Origin of the sequence: Nocardia sp. NPDC050718 (genome assembly GCF_040654235.1) — a bacterium.
GTDB lineage: Bacteria > Actinomycetota > Actinomycetes > Mycobacteriales > Mycobacteriaceae > Nocardia.
Genome location: NZ_JBFAHQ010000002.1, coordinates 372,233 through 397,805, shown reverse-complemented (window position 1 = coordinate 397,805; position 25,573 = coordinate 372,233). Strand labels below are relative to the sequence as shown.

Sequence of the window (25,573 nt, the reverse complement as noted above, 5' to 3'; positions counted from 1 at the left end):
GGTGTACCGTGCCCCAGTGTTGTTCCGACAGCTCGAGCCCCGCACCGCTCGCACCTCCGCCGAGGTGATCAAGTTCGCACTCTGGCCCTTCGCGGTCATGACCGTGCTGAACCGTGTCTTCATCAAGGCGGTCAACGGATTCGTCACCGACGACTACCGGCCTGTGTACAACGCCTCGTTCGAGTTCCTGAACGGCAGGCCGCTGTACACCGCCGACTTCTCCTCGGTCGACCCGCACTATCTGTACTACCCGAGTGGAACGCTGCTGATCGCGCCGGTGGCGGTCATCGAGTACGAGCTGTCCCGCTGGCTGTTCATCGGCCTCAACGCCGTCGCGATCCTGATCGCCTGGTACCTGCTGCTGCGGCTGTTCAAGTTCGGTCTCGGGTCTGTCGCCGCGCCCGCGCTGCTGCTCGCGATGTTCGCCTCCGAGACGGTGACCAACACGCTGGTCTTCACCAATGTCAACGGCTGTCTGCTGCTGGCCGAGATGGCGTTCCTGCACCTGTTGCTGGCGCGACGCGACCTCTGGGCCGGTGTCGCGCTGGGGTTGAGCATCTCGGTCAAACCGACGCTGGCGCCGTTGCTGCTCGTCGCGGCCGTGCGCGGCCAGTGGAAGGTCTTCATCACCGCGCTCGGCGTGCCGCTGACGCTCACCGCGATCGCCTGGCCGCTGTCGGCGGATCCCGAGAAGTTCTTCACCCGGGTGGTGCCGTATCTGGCGCAGACGCGCGACTACTTCAACAGCTCGATCGGCGGGAACGGGCTCTACTACGGCCTGCCGCACTGGCTGATCCTGCTGGTGCAGGGTGTGATGGCCGCGGTGGTCGCGGTGACGCTGTGGCTGCTGTGGCGCTACTACCGCGACGACGAGCTGTTCTTCGTCACCACGTTCTCCGGGGTCCTGCTCACCGCGTCGTTCCTGCTGCTCTCGCTGGGCCAGATGTACTACTCGATGATGCTGTTCCCGTTCCTGCTGTCGGTGGTGCTGCGCAATTCCGTGCTGCGCAACTGGCCTGCCTGGCTGGCGATCTTCGGGTTCATGACCTACGACAAGTGGCTCTCGGATCGCTGGCAGAGCACCGGGCGCACGCTCGAGTACCTGCGGGTGACCTTCGGCTGGGGTCTGCTGCTCGTCGTCGTGTTCTGTGTGCTGGGTGACCGCTACCTGGCCGCGCGCCGCGAGGGCAGGCTGCGGTTCGGCATCGACCCGGCGTGGATGGCGAGCGCGCCGGATTCGCGCGACGGTTCCGACGACGACAAGCCCGCGCCCGCCGCGGTCTCCCCCGCGCCCGATCGCGACGATCCGGTCGCCCCGGAAGAGCCGGTCGACGACCGCGAACCCGCACTGAAATAGGGCACGGCCGGTGCTGTGACGCGACGATCGCGGCGCGCACCGGCCGAACCCATTAGCGTGGAGTGATGAGTTCCGATACTTCGTTACCCACGCCGCGCATCCAGCTGACGCCGCAGCAGTGGCGGGCGAAACTGGACCCGCAGGAATACGCCGTTCTCCGCGAGGCCGCCACCGAACGCCCGTTCGTCGGCGAGTACACCGACACCAAGACCGAGGGCGTCTACACCTGCCGCGCCTGCGACGCCGAATTGTTCCGCAGCACCGAGAAATTCGACTCGCACTGCGGCTGGCCGTCGTTCTTCGACCCGGCCGATTCCGACGCGGTGATCCTGCGCGCCGACGACTCGCTCGGCATGCGCCGGGTGGAGGTGCTGTGCGCCAACTGCCACAGCCACCTCGGCCACGTCTTCGAGGGCGAGGGCTACGCGACGCCCACCGACCAGCGGTACTGCATCAACTCGATCGCGCTGCGCCTGCAGCCCGCCGAGGACTGACACACGACGAAGGGCCCGGTCGAGGTGACCGGGCCCTTCGCGGTGTCCCGACTACGGCAGCGCGGTGACCAGCTGGTCGACCTCGACGCGCGGGCCGGTGAAGAACGGGATCTCCTCGCGCACGTGCAGGCGGGCCTCGGTGGCGCGCAGGTCACGCATCAGGTCGACGATGCGGTGCAGCTCGGGGGCCTCGAAGGCGAGGATCCACTCGTAGTCGCCCAGCGCCATCGAGCTGACGGTGTTGGCGCGCACGTCCGGGTAGCCGCGGGCGGCCTTGCCGTGATCGGCGAGCATCTTGCGCCGCTCCTCGTCGGGCAGCAGGTACCACTCGTAGGACCGCACGAACGGGTACACGCAGATGTAGTTGCCCGGGTCCTCCCCCGCCAGGAACGCGGGGATGTGGCTCTTGTTGAACTCCGCCGGGCGGTGCACCGCCACATTGCTCCACACCGGGGCGCTGGCCCGGCCCAGTTCGGTGGTGCGACGGAAGTCGGCGTAGGCGGCCTGCAGGTCCTCGACGCGCTCGGCGTGGGTCCACAGCATGAAGTCGGCGTCGGCGCGCAGGCCGGCCACGTCGTAGATGCCGCGCAGCACGACACCCTTGTCGGCCAGGCCGTCGAAGAACGCCTGCGCCTCCTTGATCGCCGCGGCCCGGTCCTCGCCGAGCACGCCCGGCTGCACCTGGAACACCGAGAACATCAGGTAGCGAATGGTGGAGTTGAGGGCCTGGTAGTCGAGTCGCGCCATGGATCCATGGTGCCACTGCGGTGATTTCGCCTGCCGGGTGGGCGGGGATACGGGTTCCGCCGGTGGTCGTCAGTCGGTCACCGGCCTGCCCGCCCGCCACGGCGAGGTCTCGTCGCGGCCGAAAACGGAGGTCACGGTGGTCGCCGCACCCGCGTGCAGTTCGACCGGGCCGAGCTCGGGGTCGAGGATCAGGGTGCGGGTGGGCTGGTCGCCGGTGGTCGTCACAGCGCGCGATCATGCAGCATCGCTATCGAACCCGGTCGGGGACACGCCGGGTGAGTGCGTCGAGACATGTCCAGCCCCGTGGATCGGCGCAGCGGTCGTCGACCCGGCCGCTGTCCGCGGTGACCCTACTCGACGGTGGAGGTGAGGGCGCTCGCGATGCGTTCGGCTGCGGCGGTGCCCGAGGCGACGCAGGCGGGGACGCCGACGCCGTGGAGGTAGGCGCCCGCCACGGCGAGCCCGTCGAGGTCTGCGACGGCCGCCTCCAGGGTGGCGATGCGGTCGGTGTGGCCGGGGGCGTACTGGGGCAGACCGCCGGGCCAGCGCTGGACGACGGACTGGAGGGGAGCGATCTCGGTGCCGGTCACCGTGGTCAGGTCGGCGACCGCGGCGGCGACGAGTTCCTCGTCGGACCAGGACAGCGGGGCTTCGTCGCCGAAGCGGCCGAAGGACGCGCGGACCAGGGCGACCTCGCGGGCGCCCAGGTGCGGCCACTTCCGGCTGGACAGGGTGAAGGCCTTGGCGCGCAGGGGTTCTCCGGTGGCGACGAGGATGCCCGAGTTGTCCGGCAGGCCGGTGGCTAGCGGCAGCGCCATGGCGACCAGCGCCGAGGAGGACAGGTCGATCTCCCCGGCGGCCGCGGCGGCGACCGGCGACACGTGGTGCAGCAGCCGGGCGGTGGCCGGGGCCGGGGTCGCCAGGACGACGGCGTCGACGAGGCCGATCGGGTCGACCACCCACCCCCGGGGCGCGGTGGCCACCCGGGTGGCCGCGAGGGTGGTGACCAGTCGCGCGGCCGACGCCGTGGTCAGGGCGGCGAGCAGGGCGCCGTAGCCGTCGCGCAGGCCGCCGAAGACCGGCGCGGTGCTCGGCGGCGGCAGGGCCTCGCGGACCGCGTCGGTGAGGCTGCGGGCGCCGCGATCGAGGGCGGCGGCGAGGGTGGGCAGCGCGGCGCGGACGCCGATCGAGGCGCTGGTGCCCGCGTAGACGCCGCCCAGCAGCGGGTCGACACTGCGCTCGACGACCTGCGGCCCGAAGCGATCGGCGACGAGACTGTGCACGTCGACATCGGCACCCGGCGTCCAGTCGAAGGCGCGCTGCGGCTCGGCCGCGACCCGCGCCAGCGTCGCGTCGTCGACGAGCCCGCGCAGGGACTCGGCCTCGGACGGGATACCCATCAGCGTGCGCCCTGGCAGCGGATGCGCCGCCCCCTGCGCCCACACCAGCGGCCGCTTGCCCGCCGGGCGCACGAGCTGGTCGGCGATGCCGAGCTCGGTCATCAGCTCGATCACCTCGGGCCTGCGCCCGACGAACGCCTCGGCGCCGAGATCCAGTGGCTCCCCGGCCAATTCGCCGGTGTGCAGCACCCCACCGACCCGCGCGCGCTGCTCTAGCACCACGATGTCGGCCTCGGTGCCCAGCCGCTGCCGCAGTCGATACGCCGCGACGAGCCCACTGATGCCGCCACCGATGATCGCGATCCGCATGCTTCGACCGTAGTCGCGCGAGGACGACCGCCGGAACTCACACCCTCGACGCTGTCACCGGGATCACCACCCACGCCCCGGATCTCCGCGAGCGGCATCCACGCCGGAACCAGCAGGAAGTACCAAGACGCGGCCATCGAGCTGTGGACCGGCGGCCGGAGACTGCCCGACCCGTCCCACCGGACGGGGCGGGCGCGACGGGAACTACAGCGAGTGCACCAGGTCGACGAGCGCGGTCAGCACGCCCGGATCGGTCTCGGGCTGCACGCCGTGGCCGAGGTTGAAGATGTGCCCGGTCGCGCCGAGGGTGATGGCGTCGTCGGCCTCGCGCAGGATGCGGCGGGTCTCGGCCTCGACCGCGTCGAACCCGGCGAACAGGATCGCCGGATCCAGGTTGCCCTGCAAGCCTTTTCCGGCGCCGACGCGGCGCACGGCCTCGGTGAGCGGCACCCGCCAGTCGACGCCGACCACGTCCGCGCCCGCCTCGCCCATCGCCCCGAGCAGCTCGCCGGTCCCGACCCCGAAGTGGATGCGCGGCACGCCCGCGGCGGCGACCTCGGCGAACACCCGCTCCGAATGCGGCAGCACGAACTCGCGGTAGTCGGCCAGCGACAGCGCGCCCGCCCAGGAGTCGAACAGCTGCACCGCGTCGACCCCGGCGGCCAGCTGGGCCTGCAGGAACGCGATGGTGATGTCGGTGAGCGTGCCGAGCAGGGCGTGCCAGGTCTTCGGGTCGGCGTGCATCATCGCCTTGGTGCGCTCGTGCTGCTTGCTCGGCCCGCCCTCGACCAGGTAGGACGCCAGGGTGAACGGCGCGCCGGCGAACCCGATGAGCGGGGTGTCGCCGAGCGCGTCGGTGAGCAGGCGCACGCCCTCGGCGACCGCGCCGACCTCTTCGGGCCGCAGCCGCGGCAGAGCCCGCACATCGGCCTCGGTCCGCACCGGCGATGCGACGACGGGGCCGACGCCCGGCACGATGTCGAGGTCGATGCCCGCTGCCTTGAGCGGAACGACGATGTCGGAGAACAGGATTGCCGCGTCGACGCCGTGGCGGCGGATCGGCTGCATGGTGATCTCGCACACCAGCTCGGGGTCGAAGCAGGACTCGAGCATGCCGATGCCCTTGCGCAGCTCCCGGTACTCGGGCAGCGAGCGGCCCGCCTGGCGCATGAACCACACGGGGCGCCTGCTGGGCGTCGCGCCGGTGGCGGCGGCCAGGAAGGGGGCATCGGTCAACCGGCGGCGGGTGTAAGTGCTCATCACCGCCCATCCTAAGCGGCCATCGCTGCCGGCTCCGGAGCGCCACCTCACCCCCGATCGGGTGGGCGATCCCGCCACGACCGCGGATCGCCGACGGAAATCCCCCGCGTCGCGCATCGCGCATCCCATCGACGCCGAGAATGCGCCCTGCGCAACACAGCCCGCGCACGACGCGCACAGGCGGCGCGCCTCCGACGACGCCGGGCACGCACGGTCTACCGTTTCTCCTCGTGACACCGCTCGACATCCGCGACGGCGCCGCACCGACCGGGGGAACGCCCCGCGAGCCTGCTTCTTTCCGGGCGGCGGTCGATGCGATGGGCACCGCAACCGTGCACCCTCGAATCGAGCTGGCGCCTATCCGTCCCCCGCAACGGTTGGCGCCGTTCTCCTATGCGCTCGGCGCCGAGGTCACCCACCCCGACAGCGCCATCGTGCCGATCGATTCCGAGGGCGACGCCTTCGGCAGGCTGATCCTGCTGCACGACCCGGACGGCGACGAGGCCTGGCACGGTGTGTTCCGGCTGGTCGCCTACATCCAGGCCGACATCGATGCCGCGCTCGCCGCCGACCCGCTGCTGCCCGAGGTGGCGTGGAGCTGGCTGGTCGACTCCCTGGAGTCGCGCGGCGAGCCGTTCACCGCCCTCGGCGGCACCGTCACGGCCACCAGTTCGGTCCGCTACGGCGACATCGCGGGCCCGCCGCGGGCCCACCAGCTGGAGCTGCGCGCCTCCTGGACGGCGATGAACACCGAGATGCGGCGGCACGTGGAGGCGTTCTGCGAGGTCCTGGCCTTCGCCGCCGGGCTGCCGCCCGCCGGGATCACCCATTTGCGACCGGAGTCCTATACCCGCACCGATCGCCCTTGATCGCCACGTAGAGTTCACGTTTATGCCGGTCGCCGAGGATCCAACCGCAGCAGAGCCCCTGCTCGCCCCCGCCGAGGGGGTGCCACCCGTGCTGGCGACCGCCGACGAGGTCGCCGCGGCGGCCCGCACGCTGGCCGCTGGCACCGGTCCGCTGGCCGTCGACGCCGAGCGTGCGTCCGGTTTCCGCTACTCGGCGCGGGCGTATCTGATCCAGCTGCGCCGCGCGGACGCGGGCTCCTTCCTGATCGATCCGATCCCGGTGACCGACGCGCTGACCCCGCTGGCCGAGGCGATCAACCCGCTCGAATGGGTATTGCACTCGGCCGACCAGGATCTGCCCGGCCTGGCCGAACTCGGGCTGCGCCCGGCCCGGCTGTTCGACACCGAGCTCGGCGGCCGGATCGCCGGCTACGAGCGCGTCGGCCTGGCCGCGATGGTGGAGAACCTGCTGGGCCGCTCGCTGCGCAAGGGACACGGCGCCGCCGACTGGTCGACCCGGCCGCTGCCCGACGAATGGCTCAACTACGCCGCCCTGGACGTGGAGCTGCTGCTGGAACTGCGCGACACCGTCGCCGCCGATCTCACCGATCAGGGCAAGATCGAGTGGGCCGCCGAGGAATTCGAGCACGTCCGCACCATGGAGCCGCCCGCGCCGAAGGCCGATCGCTGGCGGCGCACCTCCGGCATCCACACCCTGCGGCGCCCGCGTCAGCTGGCGATCGTGCGGGAACTGTGGACCACCCGCGACGAGCTGGCCCGCGCCCGCGATGTCGCGCCCGCCCGCATCCTGCCCGATGCGGCGATCGTGGCCGCGGCCACCGGCGAACCGCGCAGCATCGCCCAGCTGCGCACCCTGCCGGTCTTCGGCGGCCCGCGCCAGCGCCGCTACTCCCGGGACTGGCTGGCCGCGGTCGAACGCGGCCGCACCCTGCCGGACAAGGAACTCCCCCCGCTGACGCTGCCCTTCGACGGTCCGCCCCCGGTCAACCGCTGGGAACGCCGCGACCCCGCCGCCGCGGCCCGCTTGACCACCGCGCGCGGCGCGATGGGCGAGCTGTCCACCGAGTACGCCATCCCGGTCGAGAACCTGCTCTCCCCCGATCTGGTCCGCAGGCTGTGCTGGGACGGGCTGCCCGACTACAAGAACGTCGGCGAGCCCGACGAGCTGTCGGCCACGATCGAGGAGTTCCTGCGCGCGGGCGGCGCCCGGCCGTGGCAGCGCGCGCTGGCCGTGCCCGCCCTGACCAAGGCACTGACCCCCGACGCCTAGCGCCTCGGCCCCACCGCGGGACGCGGCAGGGCCGAGGGCGCCGGACACCGATCAGGGAGCCGGCTGCGCCTGCTCGACGAACCGGTTGGTGTAGGTGGCCGCGAGGTCGATCCGGTCGCGGACCGGGGCCACATTGCGCGAGTACTGACCGAGGATGCGCAGAACATTCTGGGCGCCTTCGGTTTTCATGAGGCCGTCACCGTTGAACATGCCGATCGAGTCCCGGATCGACTGCACGTAGAGAGCCGGATCGCTGCCCGCGTACTGCGAGGGCATCGTCGCGGCGATCTCCTCCGGGGTGTGGGTGTCGATCCAGCGCAGGGTCTGCACGAACGCGTTCGCCAGCTTCTGCACGATCTCCGGATGCGCGGCGACGGTGTCGCACTTCATGTACAGCGAGGAGGCCGGGTACAGGCCGCCGAGCGCGGCGCGGGTCCCTTCCTCGTTGCGCATGTCGGTGAGGATCTTCGCGTCGCCGGACTGCACCATCTTGGCCACGGTCGGGTCGGTGGTCATGCCCGCGTCGATGCCGTCGTGGTTCATGCCGGCGATGAAGGTCTGGCCCGCACCGACTTTCACCCGGGTGTAGTCGGAGGTGCTCAGGCCCGCCTGGCCCGCCAGCGCCTGGGTGAGGAAGTCGGTGGACGAGCCCAGCGAGGTGACGCCGAGTTTGCGGCCACGGAAGTCGGCCGGGGTACGGATGTCCTCGGCGTCGGCGGTGGACACCAGCTCCACCTCCCCCGGCACATCGGCGAACTGGACCACGGTCTGCAGGCACTGGTCCTTGGCCTGCAGGTCGATGGTGTGGTCGTAGAAGCCGACCACGGCCTGCACGTCGCCGGTGAGCAGCGCGGTCTCGGCGCTGGCGCCGGACTGTTCACCGAGCAGTTTCACGTCGAGGTCGTTGGCGTCGAAGGCGCCGAGCTGCTGGGCCAGCATGGCGGGCAGATAGATCACCTTCTCCAAACCGCCCACCATGATGGTGATCTGGGGCCTGCCGTCGGCCATCGGGATGGTGCGCGAGTCACGGCAGCCGGTGGCCAGCAGCAGCGAGCTGATCGCGAGCAGCGCGACGGCGAGCGTCTTGCGGTACCTCATCGTCTACACCCCGTGCCCGGACTGCGCCTGCGAGGGACGCCATTTCAGCAGCCGGTTCTCCGCGACGCCGATCAGCCATTCCGCCATCAGCGCGACCACGGTGATGATGATCATGCCCGCGTAGATGCCCGCCGCGTCGAAGGTGCCCTGCGCGTTGGAGATCAGCAGGCCCAAACCCTTGCTGGCACCGGCGTATTCGCCGACGACCGCGCCGATCAGCGCGAAGCCGAAGGCGGTGTGCAGACTGGACAGGATCCAGGTGGTGGCACTGGGCAGCACGATCGACCCGAGGATCTGGCGCTTGCTCGCGCCGAGGATGCGCGCGTTGTTGATGACATTGCCGTCGACCTCCCTGGCGCCGGTGAAGGCGTTGAAGAACACCGCGAAGAACACCAGCACCACCACGGTCGCCACCTTGGACTCCAGGCCGAGACCGAACCAGATGATGAACAGCGAGGCCAGCACGATGCGCGGAACGGCGTTGAGCGCCTTGATGAACGGCGCGAGCACATCGGCCCAGTAGCGGCTGCGGCCCAGCAGCGTGCCCAGGACGACGCCGGCCACGGTGCCGATCACGAAACCGAGCACGGCTTCCTGCACGGTGGTGAAGATCTGCAGCCAGATCGAGCCGAACTGCGTTCCCTCGGTGAACCATTCGACCAGCCGGTCCCAGATGAGCGAGGGCTTGGAGTAGAAGAACGGGTCGATCCACACGCTGGCGACCAGTTCCCACGAACCCAGCCACAGCGCGATGAGCGCGGCCCGCAGGCCCCACACCCGCAGCTTGGACCTGCGGTGTTTCGCCTTGACCCGGGCCAGGATCTGGTCCTCGGTCTCCGCCTCGACCTCCGGCACGGTGACCGCGATCTTGTCCATCGCCTCAAGCGACACGGGTCGCTCCCTTCGTGCGCGCCGCCTCGACCTGATCGCGCAGCGTTTCCCAGATTTCCTTGTAGAGGTCGCGGAACTCCTCGGTGAGGCGCACCTCTTCGACATTGCGCGGCCGCTCGAGGGTGACGCGGAAGTCGCCGCACACCGTCGCCGGGCTCGCGGTCATCACCACGACCCGATCGGCCAGGGCGATGGCCTCCTCCAGGTCGTGGGTCACGAAGATCACCGCGGCGTCGGTGCCGGCCCACACGCGCAGCAGTTCGTCCTGCATGAGCTGGCGGGTCTGCACGTCGAGCGCGCTGAACGGCTCGTCCATGAGGATGATCTCGGGCTCGTTGACCAGCGTCTGGGCCAGCGCGACGCGCTTGCGCATGCCGCCGGAGAGCTGGTGCGGGTAGTAGTCCTCGAACCCGGCCAGCCCGACGATGCGCACCCATTCGGCGGCCTTCGCCTTGGCCTGCGCCTTCGACACGCCACGGAAGCGCGGGCCGAGCGCGACATTGTCGATGACGCTGCGCCAGGGCAGCACCGCGTCCTGCTGGAACATGTAGCCGATGCCGTCGGGGATGCCGTCGACGTCCTTGCCACGCACCAGCGTCCGGCCCGCCGAGGTCGGCTCGAGGCCGGACACCAGCGAGAGGGTGGTGGACTTGCCACACCCGGTCGGGCCGACCACGGCGACGAATTCGCCCGCCGCGACCGTGAAGTCGATGTTCTTCACCGCCGTGTGGATGCCACCGTCGGTTCCGGGGAAGCGCTTCGTCGCGCCCCGGAGTTCGATGAGTGGATTGCTCATTGCTGCTCCTGTGTCCGGCGCCGCTGCTGTGATGTGCGGCCGCTATCGAAAGATAAGTGGGCTGGGTCACAGGGCGCGCGCTTGTGCGCACAACCAGCGCAACCAGCGATTCCGCAGGTTCTGCGCATTGTGCTCACGCGTGCGGGACGTGCCTAGACTGAGCCGGTGAGGCTGTTCCCCCGGGGCGTCCGGCTGCGGACGCAGATCGTGTTGCTGCAGGTCGCGCTGGTCGCGCTGACCCTGGGGCTCGCGTTCGGGGTGTTCGCCTACCTCAGCGATCAGCGGCTCACCGCCGAGTACGGGCAGCGGGCGCTGGCGATCGCGCGGACCGTCGCCAGTGATCCGGTGGTGCGCGCGGAGGTCGCCCGGTACGCGGCCCTGCCGCTGACGCCGGGACCGTCACTGCGCGCCGAGCTCGTGGCCGGGGACCTCGAGCGGACCGCGGAGGCGGCGCGGCAGCGCACGGGCGCGCTGTTCGTAGTGATCACCGACGAGGCCGGGTTGCGCCTGGCACATCCGGACCCGACCCGGCTGGGCGAGATGGTGAGCACCGATCCGTCGCAGGCGCTGGGCGGGGCCGAGGTGGTGATCAGCGAGCACGGCACGCTCGGCGATTCGGTGCGCGCGAAAGTGCCGGTGCGCGCGCCGGATTCGGAGCGGGTGGTCGGCGAGGTGAGTGTCGGCATCTCCACCGAGGCGGTGGGCGAGCAGCTGAGCAGCGACCTGAGCAAGGCCGGGGTGCTGGTGCTCGGCGCGCTCTTCGCCGGCATCGCGGGGTCGATCCTGCTGGCCCGGCGCTGGCACGGGCTGACGTTGGGTCTGCAACCCGCGGAGCTGGCCGAACTGGTGCGCGAGCAGGACGTGGTGCTGCACGGGATCGGCGTGGGCGTGGTCGCGGTCGACGACCGGTGGCGCACCACGGTGATCAACGACGAGGCGCGCGCCCTGCTCGGGATCGAGGGCGAGAGCGGCCGTCCGGTGGAGACGATCGGGCTCACCGCCCGCGTGCTCGCGGCGTTCCGGGCCGCCGACGGGCTCCCGGTCCAGGCCGCGGTCGGTGACCGAATCGTGGTGGTCACCGCGCGAATGGTCACCCGCGACGGGCGCTCGCTGGGCGCGGTGCTCGATGTGCGCGACCGCACCGATGTCGAATCGCTGACCCGCCAACTCGACGCGGTGCAGTCGATGAGCACCGTCCTGCGTGCCCAGCGCCACGAATTCGCCAACCGGCTGCACCTGCTCAGCGGGCTGCTGCACGGCGACCGGCCCGGCGAGGCCGCCCGCTACATCGACGAACTGCTCGGCTCCGGCCCGCTCGGCGCCGCCATGCCGGGCATCGACGCGGTCCGCGACCCGTATCTGCAAGCGTTCCTCGCCGCCAAAGCCGCGCACGCCAGGGAGAACGGCGTCCAGCTCCGGCTGGGGCCGAACACCTGGATCGACGCGAATCTCGCTGCGCCGGTGGATGTCACGACCGTCCTGGGCAATCTGCTCGACAACGCGATCGACGCGGTACGCGGGGGTGCCCCGCCGGTTGCACAGGACGACGCGACCCAGAACTCGCCGAAGGTCGCCGGTGTCGACCCCGATCCGACAGCGGCGCCCGCTCGCGAGGTGACCGCACTGCCCCCGGTCGACGCGGCCCGCCGATCGGCCGAAACCCGGACGGGTTCACCGGCACTGCCCGCCGGGGAATCCCCCGACCCGACAGCAGCCCACACCGACATCGCACCCGCGGCAGAGTCCGGCGAAGAACCGACCGGGTCGGGGGCCGAACCGCGAGGTCGGCGCGCCGAGTCCGGTTCGCGCTTCGCCGCTCCCGCGGCGGTGGTGGAAGTCGAACTGGTGCAGGAGGGTTCGACGCTGCACATCACGGTGGCCGACAGTGGGGGCGGGGTGGCGCCGGATCTGGTGGACGCTCTGTTCGCGGACGGAGTGTCGACCAAGCCGGGGGTGGGGGTGCCGGGCGGGCGCGGGGTAGGACTCACGCTGTCCAGGCAGGTGGCCAGGGCGCTCGGCGGGGATGTGTGGCTGGCGTCGGCGGGGACTCCCGGCGCGGCGCTGACCGGGGCGGAGTTCATCGCGCGTCTGCCGGGCGTGCTGACCGAGGGAGAGCCGACGTGAGCCGGACCGAATTCAGCGTGCTCGTCGTGGACGACGACTTCCGGGTGGCGAACATGCACGCCGGAATCGTCGGGGCGCTACCGGGATTCACCGTCGGCGCGGTCGTCAACACGGTAGCCGCGGCGCGGCAGGCGCTCGCCGAGAACGCCGCCGACCTGGCCCTGGTGGACGTGTACCTGCCCGACGGATCCGGGATCGACCTGGTCCGGGACCTGCGCTGCGATGCCATGATGCTCACCGCCGCCACCGAATCCGCCACGGTGCGGGCGGCGGCATCGGCAGGCGCCCTCGCCTACCTCGTGAAGCCGTTCGACCACACCGTGCTCGCCGCGCGCCTGGCCGGATACGCGCGCTACCGGCGGATCCTCGCGGCGCCGGACGTCACCGCCCGCGACGTCGACGCCGCCTGGGACGCGCTGCGCCCGGCCCCACCCGCACCCGACCGCGCCACCAGCGCGTCCTCCCCCACTCGGGAGCTGGTGCTACGGGCGGCCCAGGCCGCGGACGCGCCGATGTCGGCGGGCGAGATCGCCACCGCGATCGGCATCTCCCGCGCCACCGCCCAGCGCTACCTCGCCGCCCTCGTCACCACCGGCGACCTGCGCATGCAGCTGCGCTACGGCGCGACCGGCCGCCCCGAACAGGAGTACTCCCCTGCCCGCCGCCCCTCGTAGGCGCGCGACAACCGCACCGCGCGACCACTGCACGGCAGCCCCGCGCCCACCGCACCACAGCGCCCGCCCACCGCACCCGTCCACCACTGCACCGCAGCCGCGCGCCCACCACACCACAGCAGCCCACGCCCACCGGCCCGCAGCCCGGACCTGGCCGACCGCGGCCCAGAGCCCACCACACGTGACCGCACCGTGATCCGCTGTCGGCGTGGCGCCGGCGACGCGGCACCGCGTCCGTTCGATGTGTACGCACGGTCACCGGTGGGTATTGAACGGGGTTACGCCCCACACGGTTTGGAGTACGGCCTTGACCGACCCGCGCTTTCCGCAGCCCTATCAGCCGCCCCGATTCCAGGGGGGCCCACCTGAACCCAACGCCGTCACCGCCATCTTCGCCGGCATCCTCGCCATCCTCGGCGGCCTGCGCGGCGTGTTCGGCGCGGTGGCCATCCCGTTCCTGACCACCGACGCCGACTTCGACCCGACCGGGTTCTGGAGCAAGATCCAAGTGCTGCTGGGGATTTCGGCGCTGTGCTCGCTCGTCCTGCTCATCGGCGGGATCCTGATGCTGGCGCGCAAGCAGGTCTCGCGCGTCCTGATCGGGCTGGGCGGTACCGGCACGCTGGTGCTGTCGGTCGTCACCTCGATTGCGCTGTACAACCATCTGGACGCACGGACCGACGATTCCACCTCGCTCACCGTGTCCTTCGATTCCGACCTGAGCGTGCTCAACGCGATCGGGTTCCTGTTCAATATCGCGCTGCTGGTCCTGACCTTCTTGCCGAGCACCGGTCGCTGGCTGGCCCACCGCCGGCCCGCGTACTGACCGAAATTCCCTCGACCCGGCGACCACTCGGCGTTAGCGTGGCTCCTCGTCCGCCGTCACCGTCGAGAGGATCCGCCGTGTCCGAAGCCGAGGCCATCGCCGCCAACCGCGCGAACTGGAACGACCGGGCCGATGTGCACGCGCGCTCGCGGATGTACGACGTCGACGCCTTCCTGGCCGATCCGGCCGCGATCTCGTCGGTGGTGCGCAACGACCTCGCCGTCCTGGCGCCCCATCTGCCCGGCACCGGGATCGTCGGGCGCTCGCTGCTGCACCTGCAATGCCACATCGGCACCGACACGGTGTCCTGGGCCCGGCTGGGCGCGGTCGAGGTGCACGGGCTCGACCTGTCGCCGAACTCGCTGCGGCACGCGGCGCGCATCGCCGCGGCCGACGGTCGCGACATCACCTGGGTCGAGGGCGACGCGCGCTACGCCTCCTCGGTGCTCGACCGGACCTTCGACACCATCGTGACCAGCGCGGGCACCATCGTCTGGCTGCCGGAGCTGACCGCGTGGGCCCGCTCCATCCACGACCTGCTCGTTCCCGGAGGCGTGTTCGTCCTTCGCGACGACCACCCGATCCTGGGCGCGATGGAGTTCGGGCCGTGGGAGATCAACGACGACTACCTCGCCGGCGGCGGCACCCGCACCTACTCCGACGCGGGCACCTATACCGAGGACTCCGCGGGCTCGATCACCCACACCACCAATCACGAATGGCGGCACGACCTGGGCGAGGTCGTCGGCGCGCTGCTGGGCGCCGGTCTGCGGATCGAGGCGCTGCACGAACTGCCCTACATGGATTGGCGCCCGTTCGACGAACTCGTCGCCGACGAGCGGGGCTGGACGCTCCCGCCGGGGGCACCGCGCATCCCGCTGAACTTCGCCGTCGTCGCCCGGCGCCCCTGAACGCGCCGCGCGCCCGGTGAGATCACCGGGCGCGCGGGATGCGGGAGTTGTGCGTCAGCGCGACTGCAGCCAGCCGCCGATGCGCTGGGCGATGGCCTCGGCGGTCAGTCCCAGTTCCTCGAGGATCTCCCCGCGCGAGGCGTGGTCCAGGAACTGCTGGGGCACACCGAGATCGCGGGTCGGCACGTCGAGACCGGCGTCGCGCAGGCGGGCCGAGAGCGTGGACCCGATGCCACCGTGCAGGCCGCCGTCCTCGACGGTGACGACGAGACGGTAGTTCTCGGCCATCTTGACCAGCGTGTCCGACACCGGGATGACCCAGCGCGGGTCGACGACGGTGACCGAGATGCCCTGCGGCTCCAGGAGTTCGGCGACCCGCATGGCCGTCTCGGCGAACGGGCCGACCGCCACGAGCAGGACATCGCCGTGCTGGGCCTGCGCCGAGCCCGCGGCCGGGACCGCCAGCCGCAGCACATCGACACCGTCGAGACGCTCCACCGCGGTGATGTCCTCGGCGACACTGCCTTTCGGGAACCGCAGCACCGTCGGGCCGTCGGAGATCGCCAGCGCCTCGGCGAGTTCCTCGCGCAGGGTGGCGCCGTCACGCGGGGCGGCGACCCGGATGCCGGGGATGATGCCGAGCAGGGAGAAGTCCCACATGCCGTTGTGGCTGGCGCCGTCGGGGCCGGTGATGCCCGCGCGGTCCAGCACCACCGTGACCGGCTGCTCGAGCAGCGCGACATCCATCAGCAGCTGATCGAACGCGCGGTTGAGGAAGGTGGAGTAGATCGCGACGACGGGGTGCATACCGCCCAGCGCCAGCCCCGCCGCCGAGGCCATCGCGTGCTGCTCGGCGATGCCCACGTCGAACATGCGGTGCGGGAAGCGCTCGCCGAAGGGCGCCAGGCCGGTGGGGCCGGGCATGGCCGCGGTGATGGCGACGATGTCCTCGCGCCGCGACGCATGGTCGATGAGCTCCTCGGAGAACACCGCGGTCCAGCCCTTGGCCTTCTTGCCCGCGAGCGGGCGGCCGGTGAGCGGGTCGATCGGATCGCAGGCGTGCATCTGGTCGGCGACGTGGTTCTCGGCGTGCTCGTAGCCGTTGCCCTTGCGGGTGACCACGTGCACGACGACCGGTCCGCCGAAGTCCTTGGCGCGCCGCATGGCCGCCTCGAGCGCGACCAGGTCGTGGCCGTCGACCGGGCCGACGTACTTCATGCCCAGATCGGAGAACAGCTCCTGCGGGCTCACCGCGTCCTTGATCCCCGCCTTGAGCGCGTGGACCATCGAGTACGCCGAATCCCCCACCGCGGGAATGCTCTTGAGCAGACGCTTCCCGGCGTCGAGGGCGTGCTCGTAGGCGGGCTGGGTGCGCAGCGCGGTCAGCCGGTCGGCGAGGCCGCCGATGGTCGGCGCGTAGGAGCGGCCGTTGTCGTTGACCACGACCACCACCGGGCGGTCGGGCGCGCCCGCGATGTTGTTGAGCGCCTCCCAGCACATGCCGCCGGTGAGCGCGCCGTCACCGACGACGGCGACGACGGTGCGGTTCTGCTCGCTCAGCGCGAAGGCCTTGGCCAGACCGTCGGCGTAGGACAGCGCCGCCGAGGCGTGCGAGGACTCCACCCAGTCGTGTTCGCTCTCGGCGCGGCTCGGGTAGCCCGAGAGGCCGTCGCGCATGCGCAGCGAGTCGAACCGGTCCTTGCGGCCGGTGAGGATCTTGTGCACGTAGGCCTGATGGCCGGTGTCGAAGATCAGCGGATCGGCCGGGGAGTCGAAGATCCGGTGTAGCGCGATGGTCAGTTCGACCACGCCTAGGTTGGGGCCGAGGTGGCCTCCGGTGGCGGCGACCTTCTGCACCAGGAACTCGCGGATCTCGTCCGCCAGATCCCGCAGTTGCGGCACGCTCAGCCGGCGCAGATCTTCGGGTGAATCCACCCGCGACAGCACTCCCACCTGAACTCGCTCCCTCCGGACTACTGTGTGATCCGCCCAGTGTATTTGGCCGCGCGAGCGGCCCCGGCTCGCGGCCCCTTCCGGGCGCCTCACGCCGAGGATCACAGTCGGGGCGCCGGTCGGCGCGGCACGCCGCTGAACAGGGCGCGCCGCCGCCTGACGCCGTCACCACGGGCCGCGATCGCCTGTGAGGACTATCTCCCCCGCGCGCCCCCACGGGACCTGCCACGCGGCGTCCTAGAGTGGCGCTGTGGCCGAACCGGACGGTGTTGCGCGCACGATCGACCCCGGCGTGGTGGCGGCCATGCTCGACGAGGTGTACGCGGTCTGCCGGGACGACACCTCCGGCGCGCCCGCCGACTACATTCCCGAACTGGCCGCGGTCGCGCCCGACTCGTTCGGGCTGTGCCTGGCCACCGCGGACGGGCTGATCTACCAGGTCGGCGACACCGACATCGGGTTCACCATCCAGTCGATCTCCAAGCCGTTCACCTACGCGCTCGCGCTGGCCGATCGCGGCCTGGACGGGGTGGCCGCGCACATCGACGTCGAGCCGTCGGGCGAGCCGTTCAACGAGATCGCCCTCGAGCCCGACACCCAGCGCCCGAGCAATCCGATGATCAACTCCGGCGCGATCACCGCGGCCTCGCTGATCAGCGGCCGGGACGCCGCCGACAAGTTCGAGCGGGTCCGCCGCTGCTACTCCCGCTTCGCCGGGCGGGAGCTGACGATGGATCAGGCCGTCTACGAGTCCGAGGCGCGCACCGGCTACCGCAACCGCGCGATCGGCTACATGCTGCGCTCGGTCGGCATCATCGACGTCGACCCCGACGACGCGGTCGACCGCTACTTCCGGCAGTGCTCGATCGAGATCACCTGCGCCGATCTGGCCCTGATGGCCGCGACGCTGGCCGACAACGGGGTGAATCCGAAGACCAGGGAGCGGGCGCTGTCGACCGCGCTGACCGAGCGGGTGCTCAGCGTGATGACGACCTGCGGCATGTACAACGCGGCCGGTGACTGGGTGACCACGGTCGGCCTGCCCGCCAAGAGCGGCGTCGGCGGCGGGATCATCGCCGTGCTGCCCGGCCAGCTCGGGATCTCGGTGTACTCCCCGCGCCTGGACGCCCAGGGCAACAGCGTGCGCGGGGTCGCGGCCTGCCGGGAGCTGTCCCGGCGGCTCGAACTGCACTTCTGTCACGTGACCCGCGCCGCGCGCACCGCCATCCGGGCCGACTACTCGGTCGCGCAGGTGCCCTCGCGGCTGCGCCGCTCCCCCGCCGACGCCGCGGTGCTGGCCGACCACGGCGACCGCGCCCGGGTCTACGAACTGCACGGCGACCTGCTCTTCGCGGGCGCCGAGCGCACGGTGCGCTCCATCGAGAGCAAGGTCGGCGACCTCGACGCCCTGGTCGTCGACCTGCGCCGGGTCGGCGAGGTGAGCGCGGTCGCGCGCGAGATGCTCGCGGCGCTGCAGAACGAACTGGTCCGCCGGGGCTGCCGGGTCGCGCTGGTCGATCCCGAGGCCCGGCTCGGGCACGAGGCGTCGAGCCTGGACCCCGAGGATCCGCGGGGGCGGGTGTTCATCGACCGTGACACCGCGACCGAGTGGTGCGAGGACATCATCCTGACCAGGCACCGCCCGCCGGGCGCCGATCCGCGCCGCTCGATCCCGCTCGACGAACACCCGCTGCTGGTCGGCCTCGACCCCGACAATCGCACCCGGCTGGGAAAGGACTTCGAATCGCGGACCATCGCGCGCGGCGAGGTGATCGCCGATCGGGGCGACCCGCGCTGCGGACTCTTCCTGATCCTGGAGGGCCGGGTGCGGATGACCTTCCCCGGCACCGACGGGCGCGTGCACCGGCTGGTGACGCTGTCGGCGGGGATGTCGTTCGGCGAGATCCCGATGCTGCTCGGGCAGCCGTTCGTCAACGAGATCATCGCCGAGACGCCGGTGCGGGTGGCGGTGATGCGACCGGAGGTCTTCGATCACCTCACCCACGACCACCCGCAGCTGAAACTGGCCCTGCTGCAACGCCTCGCCGCGGGCGCGTACGCGCAGATGGAAGCCGCGGTGCGGACCCTGTCCGGCAACGCGGGCAACTACTGACGGGGAACTCGGGCCCGCGGCGAGACGTTGGGCAGCACAGCATCCTTCGACCGACAGGAGTACCGCGGTGGGCAAGAAATCCTGGCAGGCGAGCACCACGATGGTCGGGCGCGGCACGGTCCGCGCGGTCCCGGATCTGCTCCGGGTCACGCTGTCGGTGGAGTCGCGCGCCGACACCGTCGCCGCCGCCTACGGCCGCGCCGGCGACCGGGTGAGCGCCGTCGTCGCCGCCCTGCGCGCAGCCGGGGTGAGCGACGCCGACATGGCCACCAGCGGGCTGAGCGTGCGCACCGAGACGGTCTACACCGATCAGGGGCGCAGCGAGATCTCCGGCTACCTGGCCACCACCGGGCTCAGTATCGCCCTGCGGGAGGGCACCGGCACCGAGCCCGCCGAGACGGTGGCGGCCGCGGTCACCGCGGGCGGCGACGATGTCCGCCTGGGTGGCCTGACCCGGGGGATCGCCGATCCCGAGCCGCTGCTCGCCCAGGCCCGCGACGCCGCCTTCGACGACGCGAAGACCAAGGCCGAGCAGTACGCCGCCCGCGCGGGCGTCAGCCTGGGCGCGGTCGTGCAGATCACCGAGGACACGGCCGTGCCGCTCCCCCGCGCTTACGACATCAGCGCCGAGATGGACAGCGCGCCGATGCTCATGGCCCGCGCGAGCTCCCCGGTGCCGGTGGTTCCCGGCGAGACCGAGATCGGCGCGACCGTCCGGGTCACCTGGGCTCTGGACTGATCCGGGTTCGGTGGCCGCGGGACCGGCGGCGTCCGCTGAGCGTCCAGCGGGGAGCCACTGTCCGCGGTGGCCCGCCGACTCCTCAGCGGTCGAGCAACGCCACGCATTCGACGTGGTGGGTGGCCGGGAACGCATCGAAGGCACGCAGATCGGCGAGGTGGTACCCGGCGTCGAGATACAGGCCGAGGTCGCGCGCGAACGACGCCGGGTCGCAGCCGATGTGGACGATCCGGCGGGGATCGGCGTCGGTGACCGCGGCCACGATCTCCTTGCCCGCGCCCGCGCGCGGCGGATCGAGGACCACCACATCGGGCCCGCCCCCGTCGCCCCGGGTGCGCACCCAGCGTTCGACGCGGTCGGCGCTCAGGTCCAGCCACGGCAGGTCGTGCAGGGCGGCGACACCGTCGGCGACGGCGGAGCGCGCCGATTCGACGGCGGCGACCGCACCGGTCTGCCCGGTCTGCTCGGCCAGGCGCGCCGCGAACACCCCGACTCCGCTGTAGAGATCCCAGCCGGAGCCGCCGGGCGCCAGCCCCGACCACTCCGCGACGAGGTCCGAATAGCATTGCGCGGCACCGCGATGCGCCTGCCAGAAGCCCGTGGCCGACAGTTCCCAGCGCCGGCCCGCCACGTATTCCACGGCCCGGCCGGTGCCCGCCATCACCCACTCCTCGCGGGGCGCGTTGGTGGCCGACTTGCGGGCGGCGGCCCGGTCCCGGACCGCGCCGCGCTCGTCACCGCCGGGGCCGCCGGACTCCCGGCGACGAGTCGGTCGCTGACCACGGCCGCGGCCCGCACCGCGTGGCGTCGCCGGGCGGCCGCCGGGCTGCGCGGTGTCGGGCACCGCGGCCAGTTCCACGATGTGGCGCACACCGTCGCCGTCGACGGCGACGACCAGGTCCGAGCCCGGCGTCCAGAGCCGGTCGGCGATGCCGTCGAGCGCGCCCGGCACCGGCTGCGGGCACCGCAGGTCCGCGATCACGTCGGTGCTGCGGAACCGGTGCACCCCGGCCCGGCCCGCCCCGTCGACGACCAGCCGCACGCGCGTGCGCCAGCCACCGGTGTCCGTGCCGGCATCCCCGGCGATCGGCTCGACCGTCACCTCCCGGTCCACCCCGGCCAGCCTGCGCAGCTGCTCGGCCACCACGGTGGCCTTGAGCGCGCGCTGCGCGGCGGGGGTCGCGAAGGAGAAATCGCAGCAGCCCGCGCCGCCCGGCCCGGACACCGGGCAGGTGGCGGGCACCCGATCCGGCGACGCCTCGATGACCTCGACCGCGTCGGCCCGGCAGAACGACCCGCCCCGATCCTCGGTGACCCGCGCGCGCACCAGCTCGCCCGGCAGGCCGTGGCGCACGAACACCACGCGGCCCTCGTGCCTGCCGACACAGAATCCGCCGTGCCCCGGCGGCCCGAGCCGGATCTCGAATTCCTGTCCGCGCCACTCGCTCATCGGCGACGACCCGGCTCTTCGAACCCGCGCCGCACCGACCCCGGCGCGTTCCCCTCGGCGGCCTGCTTGGCGCGGGCGGAGGAACTGAGCTGCCACGGCACACTGGTGACCATCACGCCCGGCTCGAACAGCAGCCTGCCCTTGAGCCGCAGCGCGGACTGGTTGTGCAGCACCTGCTCCCACCAGTGCCCGACGACGTACTCGGGGATGAACACGGTGACCACGTCGCGCGGCGCGTCCTTGCGGACCCGCTTCACATAGTCCAGCACGGGCTTGGTGATCTCGCGGTACGGCGATTCGATCACCTTCAGCGGGACGTTGATCTCGCTGTTCTCCCACTCACGCACCAGCCGGCGGGTGTCGGCGTCGTCGACGTTGACCGTGATCGCCTCGAGCGTGTCCGGGCGGGTCGCGCGGGCGTAGGCCAGCGCGCGCCGGGTCGGCAGGTGCAGTTTGGAGACCAGCACGATGGAGTGGGTGCGGCTGGGCAGCACGCCGTCCCAATCGGATTCGTCGAGTTCGCGCGAGACCGAGTCGTAGTGCTTGCGGATGAGCTTCATCACGATGAAGATCGCCACCATCGTGATGATCGCGATGTAGGCGCCCGCGAAGAACTTGGTGATCAGCACGATCACCAGCACGGTGCCGGTCGCGGTGAGGCCGACCGCGTTGATCACCCTGGACCGCTTCATCTTCGAGCGCTGCGCCGGATCGGTCTCGGTGCGCAGCAGCCGGGTCCAGTGCCGCAGCATGCCGGTCTGGCTCAGCACGAACGAGACGAACACACCGACGATGTAGAGCTGGATGAGCTTGGTCACCTCGGCGCCGAACAGCACGACGAACGCGATCGCGGCGCCGGACAGGAACAGGATGCCGTTGGAGAAGGCCAGCCGGTCGCCGCGGGTGTGCAGCTGACGCGGCAGGTAGCGGTCCTGGGCGAGGATCGAGCCGAGCACCGGGAAACCGTTGAACGCGGTGTTGGCGGCCAGCACCAGGATCAGCGCGGTGACGATGGTGATGAAGAAGAAGCCGATCGGGAAGCCGTGGAAGACGCTCTCGGCGATCTGCGCGATCAGGGTCTTCTGGTGGTAGTCGGCGGGCGCCCCGACCAGGTTCGCGGTGTCGTGGGCATAGACGATGCCGATCTTCTGCGCCAGGATGATGATGCCCATCAGCAGCACGATCGCGATGGTGCCCAGCATCAGCAGCGTGGTCGCGGCATTGCGCGACTTGGGCTTGCGGAAGGCGGGCACGCCGTTGCTGATCGCCTCGACACCGGTCAGCGCGGCACAGCCGGAGGAGAAGGCGCGGGCGATGAGGAAGGCGAAGGCCAGCCCGTAGAGGTGCTCGTCCTCGGCGTTGAGCCCGAACCCGGCCGATTCGGCCTGGATGTCGTCGCCCAGCACGAAGATCCGGAACATGCCCCAGCCCAGCATGACGAACATGCCGACGATGAAGGCGTAGGTCGGGATCGCGAACGCGGTGCCCGATTCGCGGATACCGCGCAGATTGATCGCGGTGAGGATCGCGATCGCCACCACCGCGAACAGCACCTTGTGCGTCGCGACGAACGGGATCGCCGAGCCGATGTTGGAGGCCGCCGAGGAGATCGACACCGCCACCGTGAGCACGTAGTCGACCAGCAGCGCGCTACCGACGGTCAGTCCGGCGTTGGGGCCCAGGTTCTTCGTCGCGACCTCGTAGTCGCCACCGCCGGAGGGGTAGGCGTGCACGTTCTGCCGGTAGCTGGCGACCACCACGGCCATCACGAACGCGACGGCGACACCGACCCAGGGGGCGTACATGTAGGCCGAGATTCCCGCGGCGGAGAGCACCAGGAAGATCTCCTCCGGCGCGTAGGCCACCGACGACATGGCGTCGGAGGCGAACACCGGCAGAGCGATACGTTTGGGCAACAGCGTGTGGCCGAGCGAATCGCTGCGGAACGGCCTGCCGAGCAGCAATCGCTTGGCTGCCGTCGTCAACTTGGACACCGGGCTGAGCATAGAGGAGAACGCGGCCGCCTTCGCGCGCACGTCGGCGGCGCACGAGCGCGGTGTCGTGATTGTTTGTACCGCGTCGCCCGGGGGAAAATGGGCGATGGGAGCCTCCGGCGGGTACGGTCCAAGCCGGATGCCACGGGTTGGCCAGGAACGAGGGTGCACGGTGTACGTAGTGATCATGGGGTGCGGACGGGTCGGCTCGTCGCTGGCGCGCGCTCTGGTCCGGGTGGGACACGAGGTCACGGTGATCGACCGCGATCCCAGCGCGTTCCGCCGGCTGGGCGAGGGCTTCACCGGGCAGGAAGTGATCGGTGTCGGTTTCGACCGGGACGTCCTGACCCGCGCGGGAATCGAACGCGCCGACGCCTTCGCCGCGGTGTCCTCGGGTGACAACTCCAACATCATCTCGGCCCGGGTGGCCAGGGAGATGTTCGGCGTCGAGCGGGTCGTCGCCCGGATCTACGACGCCAAGCGCGCCGAGGTCTACGAGCGGCTCGGTATCCCGACGATCGCGACGGTCCCGTGGACCACCGACCGGTTCCTGCGCACGCTCATCGGTGACAACTCGACCACCACCTGGCGCGACCCCACGGGCGCGGTGGCGGTCACCCAGCTCACCCTGCACGAGGACTGGTCCGGCCGCACGGTGCGCGATCTGGAGCGCGAGCTCGGGGTGCGGGTGGCGTTCGTCCTGCGCTTCGGCCAGGGTCTGCTGCCCGAGTCCAAGACCATCGTCCAGGCCGACGACGTGGTCTACGTCGCGGCGACCTCCGGCAGTGTCGGTGAGGCGGTCGCCATGGCCGCCAAGGCTCCCACGAGCGAGGACTGAAAAACATGAAGGTGGCCATCGCCGGGGCGGGTGCCGTCGGGCGCTCGATCGCCAGGGAACTGCTACGCGGCGGGCATCGGGTGATGCTGCTGGAGCGACAGCTCGACCACATCGACCCGCCCGCCATCCCCGACGCCGTGTGGGTGCACGCCGACGCCTGTGAGCTGTCGCTGCTGGAGAACGCGGGACTCGAGACCTACGAGGTGGTCATCGCCGCCACCGGCGACGACAAGGCGAATCTGGTGCACAGCCTGCTCGCCAAGACCGAGTTCGGCGTGCGCCGGGTGGTCGCGCGGGTGAACGATCCGCGCAACGAATGGCTGTTCAACGAGTCGTGGGGCGTCGACGTGGCGGTGTCGACGCCGCGCCTGCTCGCCTCACTCGTCGAGGAAGCCGTGTCGGTCGGTGATCTGGTGCGGCTGATGACGCTGCGGCAGGGCCAGGCCAACCTGGTCGAGATCACCCTGCCCACCGACACCCAGCTCGCGGGCAAGCCGGTGCGCAGCCTGGTCATGCCGCGCGACACCGCGCTGGTGACCATCCTGCGCGGCGGCCGCGTGATCGTGCCCCAGCCCGACGACCCGTTCGAAGGCGACGACGAGCTGTTGTTCGTCACCTCGGTGGAGGCCGAAGAGGACCTGCGCCTCGCCCTGGCCACCCACGGCATCAAACCGTAACTCCCCGATACGGTTCACGACGCGCGGGCGGCGTGGCCGGTTCAGGCGACCTTCAGCTCCGCGCGCAGCTTGTTGAGCGCGCGGTGCTGCATCACCCGCACGACGCCGGGGCTGGTGCCGATGGCCTCGGCGGTCTGGGCCGCGCTCCAGCCGAGCACGATCCGCATCACCAGCACCTCGCGGTGGTTGGGCGCGAGCACCTGCATGAGGTCACGGGTGGCCGCGCGACGCTCCAGCGCCAGCGCCCACTCCTCCGGGCCGGCGGCGCCGCACGCGGCGTCGGGCAGTTCGGCCATCGGGTAGGCGGTGTGCTTGGCGCGGCGGAACGCGTCGGAGACCTTGTTGGCGGCGATCCCGTAGACGAAGGCCAGGAACGACTTGCCCTGATCGCGGTAGCGCGGGATGGCCGTCACGGTGGCCATCAGCACTTCCTGGGTGACGTCGTCGGCGGTGACGGTGAGATGCCCGGTCGCGCCCATCCGGGCCGAGCAGTAGCGCCGGACCAGCGGGTGCACCAGGCGCACGATCTCGGCGACGGCATCGCGATCACCGGCCGCGGCGGGGCCGATCAGCGCGTCCAGCTCGGCTCCGATGCGCTTGCTCTCCGACAGCACGGAGGCGTTCGACTTCTTCGAGACGTCGGGGCGATGCTCGGTAGCCATCATTGTCGCCGGTCCTTTCACGATCACTGCGTTTTTCGGTACGCATTGATCGTGCGACGAACTCGACGGTGCTACCAGGCACCCCAGGGTGGGTACTTCCCCACCTCCGAAAGTGGGGCCG

At 71.2% G+C, this 25,573-nt stretch carries 23 protein-coding genes; 12 read left to right on the top strand and 11 right to left on the bottom strand.

Annotated features, from left to right (window positions below; all coding sequences use genetic code 11):
• Positions 1 to 16 precede the first annotated feature (16 nt).
• Together AB0H54_RS11320 and msrB are read left to right on the top strand one after the other, a co-directional pair.
• Entirely contained in the window at positions 17 to 1,357 is a 1,341-nt protein-coding gene (locus AB0H54_RS11320; RefSeq protein WP_357344776.1) for a glycosyltransferase family 87 protein, read from the top strand.
• Positions 1,358 to 1,422: 65 nt separating this feature from the next.
• Positions 1,423 to 1,851, top strand: coding sequence for a peptide-methionine (R)-S-oxide reductase MsrB (msrB, locus tag AB0H54_RS11315; RefSeq protein ID WP_357344774.1), 429 nt, complete (start codon positions 1,423 to 1,425; stop codon positions 1,849 to 1,851).
• 51 nt (positions 1,852 to 1,902) lie between these two features.
• Here msrB and hemQ read toward each other — a convergent pair whose 3' ends face one another.
• The 4 genes from hemQ to hemE form a co-directional block, all read right to left on the bottom strand.
• The gene (gene hemQ / locus AB0H54_RS11310; protein ID WP_355277473.1) at positions 1,903 to 2,598 is read right to left on the bottom strand and encodes a hydrogen peroxide-dependent heme synthase; all 696 of its coding nucleotides are present in this window, start codon (positions 2,596 to 2,598) and stop codon (positions 1,903 to 1,905) included.
• 69 nt (positions 2,599 to 2,667) lie between these two features.
• Positions 2,668 to 2,823, bottom strand: a complete 156-nt coding sequence (locus tag AB0H54_RS11305) for a hypothetical protein (RefSeq protein WP_357344772.1) — start codon at positions 2,821 to 2,823, stop codon at positions 2,668 to 2,670.
• Between the two features lie 125 nt (positions 2,824 to 2,948).
• Positions 2,949 to 4,307 (bottom strand): protoporphyrinogen oxidase, encoded by a 1,359-nt coding sequence (locus AB0H54_RS11300; protein WP_357344770.1) that lies wholly within the window; start codon positions 4,305 to 4,307, stop codon positions 2,949 to 2,951.
• Between the two features lie 204 nt (positions 4,308 to 4,511).
• Positions 4,512 to 5,567 carry a uroporphyrinogen decarboxylase gene (gene hemE, locus AB0H54_RS11295; protein ID WP_355277481.1) on the bottom strand — a complete coding sequence of 352 codons (1,056 nt, stop codon included), beginning with the start codon at positions 5,565 to 5,567 and terminating at the stop codon, positions 4,512 to 4,514.
• Between the two features lie 317 nt (positions 5,568 to 5,884).
• On the opposite strand from hemE, the gene AB0H54_RS11290 reads away from it, so the two are divergent.
• Complete coding sequence (locus AB0H54_RS11290) at positions 5,885 to 6,436, top strand: DUF3000 domain-containing protein (protein WP_357345715.1); 552 nt, start codon at positions 5,885 to 5,887, stop codon at positions 6,434 to 6,436.
• Between the two features lie 22 nt (positions 6,437 to 6,458).
• Positions 6,459 to 7,706, top strand: coding sequence for an HRDC domain-containing protein (locus AB0H54_RS11285; protein WP_355277484.1), 1,248 nt, complete (start codon positions 6,459 to 6,461; stop codon positions 7,704 to 7,706).
• A gap of 51 nt (positions 7,707 to 7,757) precedes the next feature.
• Here AB0H54_RS11285 and AB0H54_RS11280 read toward each other — a convergent pair whose 3' ends face one another.
• The 3 genes from AB0H54_RS11280 to AB0H54_RS11270 are packed head-to-tail and all read right to left on the bottom strand — an operon-like array spanning position 7,758 to position 10,491.
• Positions 7,758 to 8,804 (bottom strand): ABC transporter substrate-binding protein, encoded by a 1,047-nt coding sequence (locus tag AB0H54_RS11280; protein ID WP_357344767.1) that lies wholly within the window; start codon positions 8,802 to 8,804, stop codon positions 7,758 to 7,760.
• 3 nt (positions 8,805 to 8,807) lie between these two features.
• Positions 8,808 to 9,695: an ABC transporter permease gene (locus AB0H54_RS11275; protein ID WP_357344765.1), complete on the bottom strand. Its 888-nt coding sequence runs from the start codon at positions 9,693 to 9,695 to the stop codon at positions 8,808 to 8,810.
• Positions 9,685 to 10,491, bottom strand: coding sequence for an ABC transporter ATP-binding protein (locus AB0H54_RS11270; RefSeq protein WP_355277492.1), 807 nt, complete (start codon positions 10,489 to 10,491; stop codon positions 9,685 to 9,687). Before AB0H54_RS11270 ends, AB0H54_RS11275 begins: the two co-directional genes overlap by 11 nt.
• Before the next feature lie 165 nt (positions 10,492 to 10,656).
• Between AB0H54_RS11270 and AB0H54_RS11265 the strand changes: the two genes are divergently transcribed.
• The 4 genes from AB0H54_RS11265 (at position 10,657) to AB0H54_RS11250 (ending at position 15,026) form a co-directional block, all read left to right on the top strand.
• Complete coding sequence (locus AB0H54_RS11265; RefSeq protein WP_357344763.1) at positions 10,657 to 12,615, top strand: ATP-binding protein; 1,959 nt, start codon at positions 10,657 to 10,659, stop codon at positions 12,613 to 12,615.
• Entirely contained in the window at positions 12,612 to 13,289 is a 678-nt protein-coding gene (locus tag AB0H54_RS11260) for a response regulator (protein WP_357344761.1), read from the top strand. The genes AB0H54_RS11265 and AB0H54_RS11260 overlap by 4 nt, the downstream gene beginning before the upstream one ends.
• A 307-nt stretch (positions 13,290 to 13,596) precedes the next feature.
• Positions 13,597 to 14,115 carry a hypothetical protein gene (locus tag AB0H54_RS11255; RefSeq protein ID WP_357344759.1) on the top strand — a complete coding sequence of 173 codons (519 nt, stop codon included), beginning with the start codon at positions 13,597 to 13,599 and terminating at the stop codon, positions 14,113 to 14,115.
• A 77-nt stretch (positions 14,116 to 14,192) separates the two neighbouring features.
• Positions 14,193 to 15,026 carry a class I SAM-dependent methyltransferase gene (locus AB0H54_RS11250; RefSeq protein ID WP_357344757.1) on the top strand — a complete coding sequence of 278 codons (834 nt, stop codon included), beginning with the start codon at positions 14,193 to 14,195 and terminating at the stop codon, positions 15,024 to 15,026.
• A 54-nt stretch (positions 15,027 to 15,080) separates the two neighbouring features.
• On the opposite strand, the gene dxs is transcribed toward AB0H54_RS11250, so the two are convergent.
• Complete coding sequence (gene dxs / locus AB0H54_RS11245; RefSeq protein ID WP_357344755.1) at positions 15,081 to 16,979, bottom strand: 1-deoxy-D-xylulose-5-phosphate synthase; 1,899 nt, start codon at positions 16,977 to 16,979, stop codon at positions 15,081 to 15,083.
• 304 nt (positions 16,980 to 17,283) lie between these two features.
• Between dxs and glsA the strand changes: the two genes are divergently transcribed.
• Together glsA and AB0H54_RS11235 are read left to right on the top strand one after the other, a co-directional pair.
• Complete coding sequence (glsA, locus tag AB0H54_RS11240; protein WP_357345713.1) at positions 17,284 to 19,092, top strand: glutaminase A; 1,809 nt, start codon at positions 17,284 to 17,286, stop codon at positions 19,090 to 19,092.
• 67 nt (positions 19,093 to 19,159) lie between these two features.
• Positions 19,160 to 19,831, top strand: a complete 672-nt coding sequence (locus AB0H54_RS11235) for an SIMPL domain-containing protein (RefSeq protein ID WP_357344754.1) — start codon at positions 19,160 to 19,162, stop codon at positions 19,829 to 19,831.
• Positions 19,832 to 19,913: 82 nt separating this feature from the next.
• On the opposite strand, the gene AB0H54_RS11230 is transcribed toward AB0H54_RS11235, so the two are convergent.
• Together AB0H54_RS11230 and AB0H54_RS11225 are read right to left on the bottom strand one after the other, a co-directional pair.
• Positions 19,914 to 21,281: a TRAM domain-containing protein gene (locus tag AB0H54_RS11230; RefSeq protein ID WP_357344753.1), complete on the bottom strand. Its 1,368-nt coding sequence runs from the start codon at positions 21,279 to 21,281 to the stop codon at positions 19,914 to 19,916.
• Positions 21,278 to 23,275 (bottom strand): APC family permease, encoded by a 1,998-nt coding sequence (locus AB0H54_RS11225; RefSeq protein ID WP_357344751.1) that lies wholly within the window; start codon positions 23,273 to 23,275, stop codon positions 21,278 to 21,280. The genes AB0H54_RS11230 and AB0H54_RS11225 overlap by 4 nt, the downstream gene beginning before the upstream one ends.
• Positions 23,276 to 23,447: 172 nt before the next feature.
• Here AB0H54_RS11225 and AB0H54_RS11220 point away from each other — a divergent pair, with 172 nt between their 5' ends.
• Together AB0H54_RS11220 and AB0H54_RS11215 are read left to right on the top strand one after the other, a co-directional pair.
• Positions 23,448 to 24,113, top strand: a complete 666-nt coding sequence (locus tag AB0H54_RS11220; protein ID WP_357344749.1) for a TrkA family potassium uptake protein — start codon at positions 23,448 to 23,450, stop codon at positions 24,111 to 24,113.
• A 5-nt stretch (positions 24,114 to 24,118) separates the two neighbouring features.
• Positions 24,119 to 24,790, top strand: a complete 672-nt coding sequence (locus AB0H54_RS11215) for a TrkA family potassium uptake protein (RefSeq protein WP_357344748.1) — start codon at positions 24,119 to 24,121, stop codon at positions 24,788 to 24,790.
• A gap of 41 nt (positions 24,791 to 24,831) precedes the next feature.
• Here the strand turns inward: AB0H54_RS11215 and AB0H54_RS11210 are convergent, their stop codons facing one another.
• Positions 24,832 to 25,452, bottom strand: a complete 621-nt coding sequence (locus AB0H54_RS11210; RefSeq protein ID WP_355277519.1) for a sigma-70 family RNA polymerase sigma factor — start codon at positions 25,450 to 25,452, stop codon at positions 24,832 to 24,834.
• Positions 25,453 to 25,573: the final 121 nt, after the last annotated feature.